Origin of the sequence: Nostoc sp. (genome assembly GCF_036917655.1) — a bacterium.
Classification (GTDB): Bacteria; Cyanobacteriota; Cyanobacteriia; order Cyanobacteriales; family Nostocaceae; genus Nostoc.
This window is the reverse complement of sequence record NZ_JBALCY010000044.1, coordinates 19,921-35,655: the sequence shown is the minus strand read 5'-3', so window position 1 is coordinate 35,655 and position 15,735 is coordinate 19,921. Positions and strand designations below refer to the sequence as shown.

The 15,735-nt window shown below is 42.4% G+C and carries 10 protein-coding genes, 1 tRNA gene and 1 pseudogene; 9 read left to right on the top strand and 3 right to left on the bottom strand.

The genetic code is table 11. The annotated features are described in order from the left end of the window. The first annotated feature begins 70 nt into the window (after positions 1-70). The 6 genes from V7K30_RS16295 to V7K30_RS16270 all read left to right on the top strand — a co-directional run bounded on the left by V7K30_RS16295 (position 71) and on the right by V7K30_RS16270 (position 10,190). The gene (locus V7K30_RS16295; protein WP_335000901.1) at positions 71-2,719 is read left to right on the top strand and encodes a DEAD/DEAH box helicase; all 2,649 of its coding nucleotides are present in this window, start codon (positions 71-73) and stop codon (positions 2,717-2,719) included. Then, positions 2,697-4,550, top strand: a complete 1,854-nt coding sequence (locus V7K30_RS16290; protein WP_335000900.1) for a hypothetical protein — start codon at positions 2,697-2,699, stop codon at positions 4,548-4,550. The genes V7K30_RS16295 and V7K30_RS16290 overlap by 23 nt, the downstream gene beginning before the upstream one ends. 400 nt (positions 4,551-4,950) lie before the next feature. After that, positions 4,951-6,090 carry a glutamate--cysteine ligase gene (gshA, locus tag V7K30_RS16285; protein ID WP_335000898.1) on the top strand — a complete coding sequence of 380 codons (1,140 nt, stop codon included), beginning with the start codon at positions 4,951-4,953 and terminating at the stop codon, positions 6,088-6,090. Positions 6,091-6,392: 302 nt separating this feature from the next. Then, positions 6,393-6,854, top strand: coding sequence for a tRNA (cytidine(34)-2'-O)-methyltransferase (locus tag V7K30_RS16280; protein ID WP_335000896.1), 462 nt, complete (start codon positions 6,393-6,395; stop codon positions 6,852-6,854). Positions 6,855-7,646: 792 nt separating this feature from the next. Next, positions 7,647-9,950: a peptidoglycan DD-metalloendopeptidase family protein gene (locus V7K30_RS16275; protein ID WP_335000894.1), complete on the top strand. Its 2,304-nt coding sequence runs from the start codon at positions 7,647-7,649 to the stop codon at positions 9,948-9,950. A 166-nt stretch (positions 9,951-10,116) separates the two neighbouring features. After that, positions 10,117-10,190: transfer RNA gene (locus V7K30_RS16270), tRNA-Met, on the top strand. 89 nt (positions 10,191-10,279) lie between these two features. Here the strand turns inward: V7K30_RS16270 and V7K30_RS16265 are convergent. Both V7K30_RS16265 and V7K30_RS16260 read right to left on the bottom strand, forming a co-directional pair. Further along, a pseudogene (locus tag V7K30_RS16265) lies at positions 10,280-10,561 on the bottom strand (DUF4351 domain-containing protein); the annotation flags it as partial. A gap of 196 nt (positions 10,562-10,757) precedes the next feature. After that, positions 10,758-13,019 (bottom strand): amylo-alpha-1,6-glucosidase, encoded by a 2,262-nt coding sequence (locus tag V7K30_RS16260; RefSeq protein WP_335000892.1) that lies wholly within the window; start codon positions 13,017-13,019, stop codon positions 10,758-10,760. A 131-nt stretch (positions 13,020-13,150) separates the two neighbouring features. Here V7K30_RS16260 and V7K30_RS16255 point away from each other — a divergent pair, with 131 nt between their 5' ends. Both V7K30_RS16255 and V7K30_RS16250 read left to right on the top strand, forming a co-directional pair. Continuing rightward, positions 13,151-13,762: a peroxiredoxin gene (locus V7K30_RS16255; protein WP_292771814.1), complete on the top strand. Its 612-nt coding sequence runs from the start codon at positions 13,151-13,153 to the stop codon at positions 13,760-13,762. A 158-nt stretch (positions 13,763-13,920) separates the two neighbouring features. Further along, on the top strand, positions 13,921-14,475 hold the full coding sequence (locus tag V7K30_RS16250; protein ID WP_335000890.1) for a peroxiredoxin family protein: 555 nt from the start codon (positions 13,921-13,923) through the stop codon (positions 14,473-14,475). Between the two features lie 61 nt (positions 14,476-14,536). Here V7K30_RS16250 and V7K30_RS16245 read toward each other — a convergent pair whose 3' ends face one another. Then, a complete protein-coding gene (locus V7K30_RS16245; protein ID WP_335000888.1) occupies positions 14,537-14,998 on the bottom strand; it encodes a hypothetical protein in 462 nt (153 codons plus the stop codon). Between the two features lie 23 nt (positions 14,999-15,021). On the opposite strand from V7K30_RS16245, the gene V7K30_RS16240 reads away from it, so the two are divergent. Continuing rightward, the gene (locus tag V7K30_RS16240) at positions 15,022-15,687 is read left to right on the top strand and encodes a glutathione S-transferase family protein (protein ID WP_335000886.1); all 666 of its coding nucleotides are present in this window, start codon (positions 15,022-15,024) and stop codon (positions 15,685-15,687) included. Positions 15,688-15,735 lie beyond the last annotated feature (48 nt).

The following is a 15,735-nucleotide window of genomic DNA, read 5'->3' as shown; positions in this document are numbered from 1 at the left end:
TGACGGGCAATATTATCAAAAATCTTCAAAGCAGCAAATGTTCAAGATGTTGTTCCTTGCTGAAATTCGTATGGTTCACCCAAATTACAGCTTATTTGGTTTAGCCGCTTGGTTGCAAAATACTGTAGCTTCTTGGATTACTGAAGTTCGCACAGCATTAGCTTACGCCAGTGATACAGCTATGGTAATAACGGAAGCGGAGTTAGCTGCACAAACTTACACACAAAATTCAGAATTTCTTACTCGCCTAAAGTCAAATCATCAACAATTGCTTGCTAACCAGCAAAATTTGCATCAAATAATTAGGGATCTACACAACCGTGAATCTGAGATTAGTTTAACAATAAATGACCTTGATATATGGCTGTCTACAGCTAATTTAAATATCGTCAATATCTTGACACAGTGCTTACAAAATCGTCAAGACTTTACAGTTGACTTAATCTCATTACCTTCAAGATTACGAAGCATGACGATCGCAGAACAATATCTACCCTGGCAACAAAGTCTTGATCAGTGTCGGGTAAAAGTTAATGAGTTAATTCAGAAATACCATGAAAGGGATAGGGTATGCAGTCGGGTTAGTGAGATAAAAGATTTACTCGTGCGGAGGCGAAATATACCAGGTTATCCCTCAATCAATGAAGCTGCTATTTCTCAGGTGAGCGTTAGTAAAGCGCTAGACCCTGTGGAATCCCTCATGAAGCTGAAGCAACTAGCACAAAATAGTATCGATGAGATTGAGAAACCACTAGGAGTCTGGGGTCAGATTATTGAATGGATGCTTGCGGTTGCTCTCAAGCGGAAAAGTTTGGATTCCATAGCTCAAAAGTTACGCCCATATAGCCGCCGTTATGCTGCGGCGGTAACTCTTGAGGCTATTAAGAGAAAACTCCAGATTATACTTGAAAAAGTTCAACCTATTGAGAGTGAATCGGCTATCTCGAAAATTACAGTGGACGTGGCCAACGGTATGGTTACGAGTGCGCGTACATGGCTAAAGCAACTACAGGCTGAAACAAAAAAAGAGCAAAAGCAGCTTGAGGTTCAATTAAATCAAGAGATGAGGTTAGCGGCTAATGAACAGCAAAAAATATCTGCTAATCAAGAGGAGCTAGAAACTTCTCGCAGTGAAGCTGACTTCAAATTTAAAAGAGCGATCGCATTCTTACAAGAACTTTTCCCCTTCCCATATTTACCTAAAGAATTAAGACTTTTAGTGCAACAATACCTCGATAATCCTTCAACTATTCTGACTGAGACGCCACAATTTATAGCAAAACTACATAACTGGGAAAATCGAATAAAAAAACTTGATACTTTGATTTACTTAATCGATACTTTTGCTACACTTGCGACTATCAAAGACCTGCTCATAGTTCATATTACTAGCTTGCAGAAAACAACTGAAACTTATAAAAGCCAATTCATAGTAACTCAAAGCCAAATCGAGACAATTGTTGAGCATTTACACCAGCAATTAAAATATATCTCAAATGAGCGAACTTGGTGGCAGTCGATTTGGGAAGTTATTCCTGATAAATTCAAGCCTGAAGTTTATTCTACAGACTTGTTGAATCTAGACTTTTTATGTAATATCAAAAATCAGTTTAAATTTTGGCAGCAGCAACTCCAAAAAGAAGACAATTATCTTAACAAATATCAGTATTTTGTTCAAGATTGGATAGGAAAGTTAAGAAATCCAACAGAGTGCGATCGCACTGATTTAAGGCGTATTTATCTAGATAATGCCAACGTCGTTGGTATCACCTGTGTTCAAGCTGCAAATTACCATTTTTCACAAGAATTCAAATACTTTGATGTCGTCATTATTGATGAAGTTAGTAAATGTACTCCTCCAGAGTTATTAATCCCCGCCTTGAAAGGTAAAAAGTTGGTCATGGTAGGCGACCATCGACAATTACCACCTATGCTCGACACGAAGACTTTAGAGGAAGTTTCTCAAGAGATTGGCATCACAAATGCAGAACTACAATTATTGCAAGAGTCACTATTTAAAACTCAGTTTGAAGCTGCTAATGATAGCATCAAACAAATGTTAAATACACAATATCGAATGCACCCCATAATTATGGGTGCAATCAATCAGTTTTATGACGGCAAACTAGAATGTGGTATCTTAGAGCCTGATACCAAACGCGCACATAATCTAGCAGGCGAAATAATTCAAGAATCTCAGCATCTTATCTGGGTACACACGCCTATAGAGAAACAGTTTTTAGAGGAACGAGATGGAACTTCTTACTTTAATACTAAAGAAATTTATGCAATTCAACCTTTGTGTCAGCAGTTCGAGAGTGCTTGGTCTTCTAAAGTTGCTAATGGTGAACCAAAAAAACAAATCGCGGTGATTACATTTTATGGCGCTCAACTCAGAAAAATTGATAAATGCCTGCAATCGGAACATTTTCCATCACTGCAAATTACCACTGGTACGGTAGACAGATTTCAAGGTATGGAACGACCTGTTGTAATTGTTAGTATGGTTCGCAACAATAGTAGAGGAGATGTGGGATTTGCCAAAAAGCCAGAACGGGTTAACGTTGCATTTTCCCGCGCTCAAGAACTACTAGTAATTGCGGGTTGTCATTCGCTATTTACCCAGCAGCGTGGACAAGTCGGAAGTATGTACTCCAATGTTTCAAACGTCGTGCGTCTACATGGAGGTTTCGTTGATGTTTCTCGCCTCTTCTGCTAAACCTATTGATGAGAATCTAAAAAATTTGGTAGATGAAATAGAAGCGCAAAGTTCTAGTTTATCAGTTTTAGCAGCGCGTCAATTCCGTTATAGCTTGCGTCAAACTCCTATAGAAGTAAATATCAAAGAACCCCGCCAGTTTAACGTCCTCGAAGAATTTATCATCCGCGCTGCTATTGAATTTCAACCTCCGCCAACAGAAGATGAATTAGCCTCTGTACTTGGACTTGATTCTGTATTTATCAAAACTACTACTGCAACTCTTCGTTCATTACAAACTTTATCAGCAACATCGCCAATTACAGTCACTCCTGAAGGTCGCTCATTTTATGAAAAAGGATTTGTACCACAACCCCCATATCCTGTACAGCTTAATGCTATTACAGACCCTTTAAGTGACAAAATAATCTTTCAATCTGAATCTTTAAACGAGACAGTGATAAACTTGCCCGATTTGGCAGACTTTATAACTATTAATAATACAATTACTGAAATTTCCGTGTTATCACTTGAGGAAATCCAAAAAAGTATTCAGGCTTCAGATTTAGCACTTCATATACCAGAAGAAGGAAAAATCATCACTTCCTGTAAGGTACTAACTTCGACTCAAAAAATTTGGAAAAAGATATCACTTTTCGTTATCTTCGATGCCCTTGAAGATAAATTGAGCATCCAAATAAGAAATGGAAAGCAAATTTTAGAGTCAGCATCAAATTGGTTGGAAGTACTACACACAGAAGGTAAAATATCCTTACAGACATTATGTCAATTGTCAACCGAAACTATCAGTTTTGAACGTGAAGCCATTCTCAAGCAGAAAAATACTGAAATAGAAGCTAGACTCGAAAATATTCGCCAACAGGCGCTTGAAAATGCCACAAAAACCAGTGAGAAAGTAGATGGTTATAAAGCGATAGGTGAAGCTGTACAGTTACGCGATGGACAAATGGCTCAAGCTTTTCTAGAAGTTTTAAATTCGGCTAAACATCAGATTCTAATCTATTCTCCTTGGGTGAATCAGGCAGTTGTAAATGAAAAATTTCTAACTCTGTTACAGAAATTAGCTAACCGCGGAGTCTGGATTTTAATTGGACATGGAATTTCGCGGCGACAAGAAGATGAAGAAAAACCAATTCTACCAGAACTAGAGAAAAAACTTCGAGCGATAAAAACACCTGATGGTTTACCATCTGTACAGGTTTTTTGGTTGGGAGATTCCCATGTCAAAGAAGTAATAGTTGATCAGGAAATCCATCTTTGTGGTTCTCATAACTGGCTATCTTATCGCGGCGACTACCTACCACGAGGCGAGTCAGTTTATAAAGTTACAATTCCGTATCAAGTTCAGGAAGCTTATGAATTTCTCGCTAATCGCTTCCAAAATCATGCTCAAAAATTATGGGAAAATGCTCTAGAAAACCGTGATTTTCAACTAGCTGTAGAGTCTTTATGTGTGTGGGGTGCGCTAGGTATGGAAGACATTACACTCAAAGAGATTCAACAAAACAATTGGCTGGAACTTCTGCCTGTGTGGTTAAATGTAGCACTACAGGGATTAAGATCGAAAAATTTACTAGGTGATTCAGCAAGTTTTAAAACTGCACTTTTGTTGCTGAATCAAGTTTCTAATGAAGAGGCTTTTGTTGAATTATTGCAACAGGGATGGCATAAAGTTATCGGCGCGATCGCAAGTCACAATCCCAAAACTGCTTTAAACTTACTTAGTGATGAAGTCTGGGCGCAGTTTCTCCGTCTCAATATTGTTCAAGAAAGTGATTCACCTGATAATTTTATCTCGCAACATACATTATTAAAGAAAATACATAGATAAAATATGATGTTAACATTATCATATTTGCTGCTTCAACGTCATATCAGTATGTAAGTGAGACGAATATGTATCTAAAGGTGTATACTATTATTTTAAATTAGCACACAATGTCTAATAACTAACCCCATAGCGTGGAGAGTTTCAGTTGAAATTAACTGACTGAAATAACCAAATTCATTAACATCCATGATGCTGATCTATATAGTGCGTAAATTCTATTAGGATATCTTTCATACTTAAGTAATAAGAATTTTCCAAAAGACAGGCAATAAATCTGTCAGCCGGATTTAGCATGAATGATCAATAAAATGATTCTTAACCTTTTATTGACTTAAAGATAGATCCACAGATGCGTCTAATTCGATACAATTTATAGGCAGAGAGAGCCGAGGAGAACAAGGTGGTCTTATTAAAAGGCTTTGAGATTGAGATGTACACTGGCACGCCTCAAGGTGAAATCGTCGGTCTCTCCGACAAAATTGTTGCCGCTTTGGGTGGATTTATGCGGGAGCCAGATAGCCGCAACGTCGAATATATAACCGAACCATCCCATAATTACGAGAATTTATTGTGTGCCTTGCTGCGTCCCAGGCGGGAGTTGCGAAACTACCTCAATCGCTTGGGCGATTACACCCTGATACCGGGGAGTACTTTATCTTTGGGTGGGGGCGATCGCTTTCTGCGTTCCGATCCAGCAAACCCCTATCATGACTACATTGAGAACACCTACGGCACGAAAGTAGTCACCGCCAGCGTACATATCAATATAGGCATCAGCGATCCAGAAGTATTAATGCGGGCGTGTCGGGTGATCCGCATGGAAGCACCTCTATTTCTCGCCCTCAGCGCCTCATCTCCATTCCTGGATGGCAAAACTACTGGTTATCACTCCACTCGTTGGGGCCTATTTCCTCAAACGCCTAGCCGTGTGCCATTATTTGCCAGCCACGCCGATCATATCCAGTGGGTGGAAGATCAACTCGTTGCCGGAACTATGCAAAACGTGCGGCATTTGTGGACATCAGTGCGACCAAATGGCGATCGCCGTCCCTATGATTTGAATCGTCTAGAATTGCGAATTTGCGATTTAGTCACAGATCCCATTGCCTTGCTGGCGATTACTGCCTTATTAGAAGCGCGTTTATTGCAAGTAATCGAAAATCCCAGCATCGATCCGTTAACCCAAAGTACCTTCTCTGGCGAAGAACTCGTCACCCTGACTGCTGACAACGAAGCTGCTGCTGCTGCTGGTAGTCTCGATGCTCAACTGAGGCATTGGCAAGATGGCAGAAGTATCCTAGCGAGAGATTGGATTTCTGAAATGTACCAAGATGTTTGGGCGATCGCTAAACAACAAGGCTTTGGCTGTTTCCTTTCCCCTTTGCACAAAATCCTCCGCGAAGGTAATGAAGCTCAACAGTGGTTGCAATTACACTCAGTCGGTTTTGACAGTCAGCGCGTCATCACCCAAGCTATTGTCGCCACCCAAGAGCGCGAAATCGAACTCGAAAACAAATTATGTTCGTCTCTACTGGCTTAACTGAAGAGTTAGGGGGCATTGGGCATTGGGCATTGGGCATTGGGCAAACTCTTCTCCCCTACTCCCTACTCCCTACTCCCCACTCCCCACTCCCACTTTTTCTACATAAAACTTAATATTCTCTTATTTTAGCGAAATATCCTCTCAGGCATTGCTCTGGGAGGGTTTACGCTTCATTTTAAAAATCTAATCGATGGAGGATGCTTGATTATTATTAACAAAACCTATGAATAGCCTCTATCTTTTGGTAGATTTAACATTGAGAATAGATTGTTTTATACAATACGTAAATTATACGGACAATGCCTCAGGTAGTTTTAGTTAACCCGCAAATCCCTCCTAATACAGGTAACATTGCCCGTACTTGTGCCGCTACGGGTACGGAGTTGCATTTGGTGGGCCCTTTGGGGTTTGAAATTAGCGATCGCTACCTCAAAAGAGCTGGCTTGGATTACTGGCCTTATGTCAAGCTCCACTATCACGAATCGCTAGAAGCTTTTAAAACCTTACATCAAGAGCGTGGAGGCAGATGGTTGGGTTATACTGTCAGTGGAAACTGTAATTATGTCAGCTTTCAGTTTCAACCTGATGATTGGCTACTGTTTGGTAGTGAAACCACAGGCTTACCACCAGCAATTCTGTCAGATTGCGATGCTACCCTGTATATTCCCATGAGCCAACCGGGGGTTCGCAGCTTAAATCTGTCAGTGAGTGTGGCAATTAGCTTATTTGAAACCCGTCGTCAGTTAGGGTATTTACAATAGTTGTTTACCTTCACAATCACAAGTAAATATACTTATGATATGTCCAGAAATCTATTAAATGAGTTATTTGTGGCGGTAAAAATTTTCTTGGTAATGGCAATAATATGTAAAACAATATACCGAAAATTGGGTTTTTCACCAAATTGTAGTGGAAGATACTTACAAGGAGAGGGAGGTTATTATAAGAAATTTGTATATAAAACTTCGGATATTGCCAAATTTGAATGATAGATTTTGATGAATTTGAAACATCCTAAATTGGGAAAAAAAGCGCTAAAACCCAGTTGTGTTTTACATTTGAGCTATTTTGGCTCCAAGAACGCAAAGGAAGCAGCCCAAAAGTAGCCGATAGTTCATACGGTTGTTTTTTAGGGAATAATCAACGTAAAGTCTCGTGTTGAGAAGACGGATTCGGTAGAAATATCTTGAAGATATCTACAGCAGGGGGCATCACTTTTCCAGAAGTCGCAGCAATTTAATTCTCAGCAGCGACTATGGACTTGGCAAATAGTTTGTCCAGTCCCCGCGATTGACGCAAGACAAGCGCGGACAATGGGAAAGAGGAAAACGTCCTAAGTGGTGTTAGGAGTGGTTCGGACAAGAAAACACAGCAAATTTTAAATTTTGCTAACACGTGTGAACTTGTCTAAATCAGAGAAGCGGGTTAATCTTGCGTAAGCATCTCTGGTGAATGTGATCTTGATCTATCATTCGTTGTGATCTAAATCATTGACTAGTATCCAACTGAAAAATCGAGGTCAGTTAAGCGCTAGTGATCATAGGAGGTCGTCTTTGAAACGAGCATTAAAAAAGAGAGTAAAAGCTGTGTTGAACAATAACCCCAGCAGCGATGATGCCCCGGTAGAACTGCTAAATGTAATGAATCCAAAAGTTAACCGCCGGGTACGGACAAAAGCTGCCATGATTGGCTTGGCAATCTCTATGGGAGCAACCAGCCTTTTGGTGACTCGGCAAAGCGATCAAGCCCAAGCAGCGGTGCCTGTAGGTAGCCAAAAGGCAACTTCAGCGATTCCTGCTGTTCCTGACACTGAGGTGAAATTCGCCTCCACAAAGCTAGGGTCCCAAGCAGTCTCATCAGCGAGCGTGCCGGAAAATCCTGTGATCGTGGAACCAACGGCAGTCTCACAAGTGCCTGGGCTTGAAGCTAAATGGCAAGTTGCGGCAAATGGAATGTCTTTGCAAGTTCCTGCATCAGAAACGTTTTCCCAAGCAACAGCGGTTTATAAAAATTCCACTAACCTAAAGCCCCAAGTGGCACAGGGATTGAACACTTCCTTAGCCCAGACTAGTTTCCCAACAGTCAATAATCTGTCTGACTCTAGTGCTAATGGTGTTGGTAGTATAAATGCATCACTAACTGCCCAGCCACAAACAGTGGCAACGTCAACCGCAGCCAACAGTGAAATAAACGCACAACTTAAGGCGCAACAAGAGTTCGCACTGAATCGCTTACAAGAAAAATCGAACCGTTTAAGAAAAAGTCTGGCGGAGTTGCGGTCTGGGGAGACCAAAAATTTATCACAAGCTGATATGGGGTTGGCGCAGCCGACGACTGTAGTTGAAAAAACTGTATTAGCCCAGTCGGACACTTCTGGCGATGCAAGCAAAGCGAACCTGATATCGAGGTTAAAACAGAAGACACAGACGACTGCACTTGTACCAGCTAGACCAACAGTTATTGCGTCCTCGACTCGAACAGCCTACGAAGTTAAGTCTGGAGATACACTAGCAGCGATCGCCAGCAGATACAATACTTCAGTATCAGAACTAGTCAAGGCAAATAACCTCAATAATCCAAATGCACTGCAAATCAGTCAAAAACTGATTATTCCAGCAGTGGCTCAAGTTGAGGCAACTGTAGCGAGTAACGCCACTTTTGTTGAGTCCAGCAAAACTCCAAAAGTAGCCACCTCCTCTGTGAATATTGGTAGTGCCAACTCATATCTACCTACTTCACAATCACCAACTATTGCCGACAACAGGAGCGTTACCGTCCCTACACCGGTAACTGTTCAGATTCAGGCAAATAGTGCAACCGACTTAGAAACAGCCCCCCCCACGGCTAGTTCTTATGGCGTCGGTGGTGACATTCCAGTGCCACAAGCTTTTGCCGAAATGCAACAGCCTAAAACACCAACAAATAGGGTAGCAAGGGTAAACAATAACAATAATGACCGTTTGCGGGGCTTACAAGCGGAAATCCAGAGGTTACAGCAGAAATATCGCGCTCAACAGTCTGGTAACTTAGTTGTACCAGTAGCAGCTAGCGAAACTAATAATGCTGCGATGCTCACTCCTATTTCTACCCCCAATAATTTCACTGTACCCAACCCCGCGTCTCGACCGAATAGTGTAGCGATACCAATTCCAGTTCCTACACCTATTAGAGCTAACTATAGCTTTCAACAACCAACTAAGTCCCAATTCCGTGCTACTATGCCGGCTAACGAGCCAGTAAATCCAGATTTCTTGCCCAATCTGGGGTCTGCTAGTCAGTGGACTCCCTCTGGCAATCCATCTGGCACAAGAGTAAGGGTTGCAACACCTTCTGGAAGAGTAAATGCCTCTGACTCATTAGGAAAGATGCGGGGAACTACAGTTTCTCCACAGATGCGGATACCACCTTTAGCAGCAGTGGATCAATATCTGCCCAGAGCGATTGACGAAACTATACCCCCTCCATCTAGCTCATCTATAGCTTACACATGGCCGGCAAAGGGCACCCTCACCTCTGGCTACGGCTGGCGCTGGGGTAGATTGCACAAAGGAATTGACGTTGCTAACTCCACTGGCACACCAGTTGTTGCCTCGGCTGATGGTACGATAGAACAAGCTAGATGGAACAATGGTGGTTACGGCAACCTCGTCGATATTCGTCATGCCGATGGCAGCATGACTCGCTATGGTCATAACAGCAAGATTCTGGTGCAACCTGGTCAGCATGTGCATCAAGGAGAAACAATTGCTTTAATGGGTAGCACTGGTCACAGCACTGGGCCACACAGCCACTTTGAAATTCATCCCACAGGCAAGGATGCTGTTAACCCAATAGCTTTCCTACCAAATCGCCTGTAATTCTTGACTGTCTGTAACTAAATGATTGGCTTGTTAGTTGAGGGAGTTCACCTCCCTCTTTTGCTTTCTATGACTTCAACAGGGATAGAAGTTCTAACAAAATTGCAAAAGGGGCTAGTCTTGAGTAAATTTGTATGCTATATTAGTTAATGATTTGAATAAATCTGGCTCAGTAGCTCAGTTGGTTAGAGCACGGGACTCATAAGCCTGGGGTCGTTGGTTCAACTCCGACCTGAGCCACTTTAAAAGTTATAAGTAGTGAGCGATAAGTGGAGTTAAGATAGAGTAACTTTGACTGCTCTGTAAGAGGCAAGTTTGACCTCTAATACTCAGGACTCAGCACTAACTGTTTGATCAGTTTGTAGCCAGTTGAGCAAATCAGCGAGCGCACTAAAATCTAACAAAGCCTCACCCAGTGCTTCCAATTGTTCTAGAGAAAGACTCTAAATCTGTTCTCGAACCTGTTGTGGTAACTCTCCTACCCGTTTTTGTAGCTGTCGTAGTACAAGTGTTTGTGCTTGTTCCTGTTGTCCTTCCTCCTTCCCTCGCTCGTAGCCAATGCGCTCGCCTGTGGTAATGTAACTCATGGTACGCTCCTGCTCGAATTGTTTAAGCACAAAAGTCAGCAAACAGAGATTTTGGGATCAAAACCACCTTTTGATGGTGCTATTTTACTTGAGCAACTAAATACTTTATCGCTGAAAAATTTTCATCAGAACAAGTGGAAATTCAGGCTGTTGTTACACTTTTGGGATAAAAATTTACAAATAGTGAGTGGTGAGCTATGGCTATCTCTTATACTCAGCACTATTTAATGTGGCGGATTACTTCGGCAACTGACCAAGCTTGAGCGATCGCACCTCTGGGTGTGTGAGGTGAATCGCCATCAAAAATCTCAGAAATAGAACCAAGACAAGCGTCAAATAGGAAGTGATCTAGCAGGGGTTGCCAATCAAAAGGCAGCGATTGTTGTGGATAAAAACGTTGCCAAGCCCGAATATATGGCCCAATTAGCCAAGCCCAAACAGTGCCTTGATGATAAGCGCGATCGCGTTGCTCTTGATTGCCCTCATATTTTCCTTTATATTCGGGATCTCCTGGATCGAGACTGCGAAGACCATAGGGGGTCAGCAAGCTGGCAGTAGCCAAATCTAATATTTGACACCCTTGCTGTTCAGAAAACCCACAATGGTGCAGCGACAGCGCCAAAACAGCATTGGGACGAATTTGAAAATTCCGGCGATCGTCCGGCTCAATAGTATCGTACAGATAACCTAGCTGAGGATTCCAGAACTTTTGCAGCGAGGTTTTAACCCGTTCTGCTTGTTCAGCATAACGCTGTGCTTGCTTAGTGAGACGCACTGGCTCACCAAACTCAAGCTGGCTCAATCGTTCTGCCCACTGACTCAGCCAACATAAAGCAGAATACCACAGCGCATTGATTTCCACTGGCTTACCGGAACGGGGCGTGACGGGGTATGACCCAATTACCACATCCATCCAGGTGAGGGCTACACCACGAGCATCCCAACCAATTAGCCCATCAATAGCATCAACCTGGATATTGTAGCGTGTACCACCAACAAAGGCTTTGTGGATTTGTTGGACTACAGAGAATTGCTCTGCCAAAAACTCCCAGTCTTGGGTAGCTTCTAAATAAAGTCCTAAAGTTTCAATCCACCACAGCGCCGCATCGATGCTGTTATAAAGTGATTCGCCATCCGCATCAGGAAATGCATTAGGCATCAAACCGTGGCGACAGTAATGCCCAAAAGTCCGTAATACTCCTTTTGCCAGGTCAAAGCGCTGTGGAACTAGTGCTAACCCAGGTAATGCAATTAATATGTCGCGTCCTCGCTCATTAAACCAGTGATAACCAGCAATGATTGTGGGGCCTGCAATTGAGGCTCGATAGACGATAAACTGATCGCTTGCTTTGATTAATTCTTGCCAGATTGTAGATTGGGCATGGGGCACTTTTACTGAGCGTTGCGGTTGGCGCAGCTTTTCCAAGAGTTGTGTTAGGCATGGGGCATTGGGCACAACAGGCAGAGGTCTAGAGATGGGGGGAAGAGGAGAGAGATTCTTTATTACTCCTTTGCTCCTCTGCTTCTCTGCCCCTGTGCTCCCCTCACTCCATCCAAGAATCTGGGAGAGCCGTTCTTGCTCTGCCTCCACGGCTTCTGCAAAGGTTTCGGAGGTGAGAACATCTGCCATCGAGTCTGGAAAACCTACTCGTGCTTCTAGAGTCACCACATCTCCTGGTTGTAGTGTGACTATCAAGTAACCAGGACTGTAGAGGTCTTCTTTGTCGCCTAATCCCCGTTTTGTCTCCTCAGACAATCCATAATTCCAATACCAAACTGCATCTGGTTGATATTTTCCTTGTGTCCAGCGCAAGTGCCAAGGTATACCGAAATTACCCGAATTTTTTGCTTGCAGACAGACTTGCTGTTGCCCAAGCAATTCTGAGAACTGTAATCCTGGACTAGCAGTTTGCTGGTGGTGAAAGTCACGTTCTGCTATCAGCAGTCGCAGCCTTAAAATTGCTGTATCACTTCCGTCATAGCGATACTGAATTAAAATCCGATGGCAAAATTGGGCAGGGGCATTGGGAAGAGGCAGAGGGCCGGGGGGCAGGGGGCAAGGGGAAGGATGCAGAAAAGAGGAATTTTCCCCCTGCTCCCTGCTCCCTGCTCCCCTGCTTTTCCCCCAGTCTCCACCGCCCACCAAACCATAGGGCATCACCAATTGTCTAGTTAACTGCCAGTTATCTTGACCCCAAGTCCATTTTGGAACTGGGTTAATATCAAAGCATCGTAGCAGTTTGTAGCCTGTCGGCTCAATCTGACCGCTACCCCAAAAATTTGTCCCCAGTGCCACAACGCTCCCTAATACTTCCAAGCTAGCTTCTATGTGCGAAAACAGCAGAGTCCGCCCAGAAGGTGGGTTTGTAGCGGCAAACAGCCAACCATGATAAGTGCGCGTGCGGACATCAGAAAGTGTACCGCTGGCAAGACTTCCCAAGCCATTGGTAAGCAACCATTCTCTTGTATCTAAATCAGACATTTGCTACTCAAAATCGTTATGAGTATGATATAGTCGTAACAGATCGTAATTAAACTGTGAGAGCGTGGATGGGTGAGTTTTAGCTGACCCGAATTCCAACGCTACTAAACCGATAAAGGAGAATTAGGTTAATGTCCCTTACTTACGGAACCGAAGCAAGCCTCCGCGTTGGTCAACAAGCTCCCGATTTCACAGCAACGGCTGTGGTAGATCAGGAATTTAAGACAATCAAACTTTCCGATTATCGCGGTAAGTATGTCGTCCTGTTTTTCTACCCACTAGACTTTACCTTTGTTTGTCCGACTGAAATCACAGCATTTAGCGATCGCCACGAAGAATTCAATAAAATTAATACGGAAATCCTTGGGGCTTCCGTTGACAGTGAATTCTCCCACCTCGCTTGGATTCAAACAGATCGTAAGTCTGGTGGAGTCGGCGACCTGAATTATCCTCTAGTCTCCGACATCAAGAAAGAGATTAGCGCCGCTTATAACGTGCTTGACCCAGCAGCAGGCATTGCCTTGCGTGGTCTGTTCATCATCGATAAAGATGGTATCATACAGCACGCCACTATCAACAACCTAGCTTTTGGTCGCAGCGTTGATGAAACCCTGCGGACATTACAAGCAATTCAGTATGTTCAGTCTCACCCCGACGAAGTTTGCCCAGCTGGTTGGCAACCTGGTGACAAGACAATGAATCCTGACCCAGTGAAGTCTAAAGTTTACTTCTCTGCTGTCTAAATTTCGCTAGCTAGCAAACTCTAATCCATCCTATTGGAGTTGAGAGCAAAATCAATGAAAACCACAGATAAACAGAGACACACATTAAACAGTGTCAACCTCCATATCTTTCTGTGGTTTTTTCATAAAATGGTATTTAAATAATCAGGGTTAAAAATATGCTTACTTCAACTGATTTTAGTGGCTTATTAAATGAGCGATTCTTCCGCAATTTTTTACCAGTTCCAGCAACACATCAACTCAGATTTGGAGTGGAAACGCCAGATTTTCAACTGCCAGATATTACCAATGGAACTTTAGTAAAGTTGTCTGATTATAAAGGCAAGCAACCAGTATTACTCGCCTTTACTCGCATCTTTACCGAAAAACAATATTGCCCTTTTTGTTTTCCTCATATCAAAGCTTTGAAGGAGAATTACGAGCAATTCAAAAAGCGTGGTATAGAAGTTTTGATGATTACTAGTACCGATGAACGGCAGAGTCAAATAGTTGTGAAAGATTTAGGCTTACAAATGCCGTTGCTGAGTGATCCTAGTTGTCGCATATTTCGTACCTATCAAGTAGGACAAGCACTGGGAGCACCTTTACCAGGACAGTTTGTATTAGATAAAGAAGGAAAACTTCGTTATTGGCATTTATTTTCTTTTTTGGATCACAATGCTAGTGTTGAGACAGTGTTAGAACAATTCAATCCAATAAAATTATCAAAATGAATAGACTGATTGCAAAAGTCCTCAATTGAGGTTTGTGGCTATGCTTTTAAAGCACAATGACTTAATCACTGCTAATTTTCTGTACGCTACCAGTAGCAGTTTCTGAGGTTGAGTTTTTTCGCCATGCAAATGTTAGCTTTTTTACTGATGCTTTTTGGAGAGTAATTATTCCATTGTCAATACAGTTCCCATAAGTAATGTCTTCTGATATCTCAATAGAACTTTTATTGACATTTTGCAGAGAAAGTTCTCCTCCACAATTCAAGGAAGGGTATGCAATTGTGCCAATTATTGAATCAACCTCACTAGATATCAGAGTTATCAATATCGACCACTGATTATTATTACTTTGGATGCCATTACCACGCCAAACACCCACGTATCCAGAAGATACACTGCTAGTAGTTTGTGCTATGGCAACTGTTTGTGACTTATTTCTTAGAGCGACTATTAAGCATATTGTAAGTATTACAAGTAGAATAATCTGAAAAGATTGTTTAATTCTCAGAAGTTCACTACTCAATTAGCTAAAATTAAAATTTTATCATGCTGACACTTTACCACGCGCCGATTTCTCCCAACTCGCGCCGCGTCTGGATTACTCTACTAGAAAAAGGACTTGAGTTTGAATTGGTAGAGGTAAAAATGGATGGGGAACAGTTTAAACCAGAGTTTTTGACAATTAACCCTTTCCATCACATTCCAGCGTTGGTAGATGACGGGTTTAATGTAGTTGAATCTTTAGCAATTCTGGACTATTTAGAGGCAAAATATCCTACACCTGTGATGTTGCCTAAAGATGCCAAGGATTTAGCGATCGCACGCATGGTACAACTGGTAACTGTAAATGAACTTTTGCCAGCAACCACCACATTTTTACCTCAGTTTCTAGGGTTGCCTGGAGGAGATCCAGAAAAAATCGAGAAGGCACAGCAAAAAATTGCTACAGTGCTGAAGTTTTTTGAAAACTTATTAGACGATCGCCCTTACTTTGCTAGTCACAACCTGACTCTCGCCGAAGTTGTGGCTGGAAGTGTAGTAACTGTGCTGCCAAGTGTAGGCATTTCCTTAAGTGACTATCCAAAATTAAATGCTTGGTGCGATCGCTTGATTGTACGTCCATCGTGGCAAGCTACCGAAACTACTCCAGAGGCAATAGAAGCGTTTAAGTCCATAGTGCTGGCGAGAATGGCGCAGCAGAATGTAGGTTGAAAGATTAGGGTATAATTCATCGCTAACCAATATAGAGACACGTTAATT

Excerpts from the sequence above, each read along its gene's own strand:
- V7K30_RS16290 (WP_335000900.1), top strand. The coding sequence starts at position 2,697 with ATGTTTCTCGCCTCTTCTGCTAAACCTATTGATGAGAATCTAAAAAAT.
- V7K30_RS16295 (WP_335000901.1), top strand. The coding sequence starts at position 71 with ATGGTTCACCCAAATTACAGCTTATTTGGTTTAGCCGCTTGGTTGCAA.
- V7K30_RS16240 (WP_335000886.1), top strand. The coding sequence starts at position 15,022 with ATGCTGACACTTTACCACGCGCCGATTTCTCCCAACTCGCGCCGCGTC.
- V7K30_RS16255 (WP_292771814.1), top strand. The coding sequence starts at position 13,151 with ATGTCCCTTACTTACGGAACCGAAGCAAGCCTCCGCGTTGGTCAACAA.
- V7K30_RS16260 (WP_335000892.1), bottom strand. The coding sequence starts at position 13,019 with ATGTCTGATTTAGATACAAGAGAATGGTTGCTTACCAATGGCTTGGGA.
- V7K30_RS16250 (WP_335000890.1), top strand. The coding sequence starts at position 13,921 with ATGCTTACTTCAACTGATTTTAGTGGCTTATTAAATGAGCGATTCTTC.
- V7K30_RS16280 (WP_335000896.1), top strand. The coding sequence starts at position 6,393 with ATGCCTCAGGTAGTTTTAGTTAACCCGCAAATCCCTCCTAATACAGGT.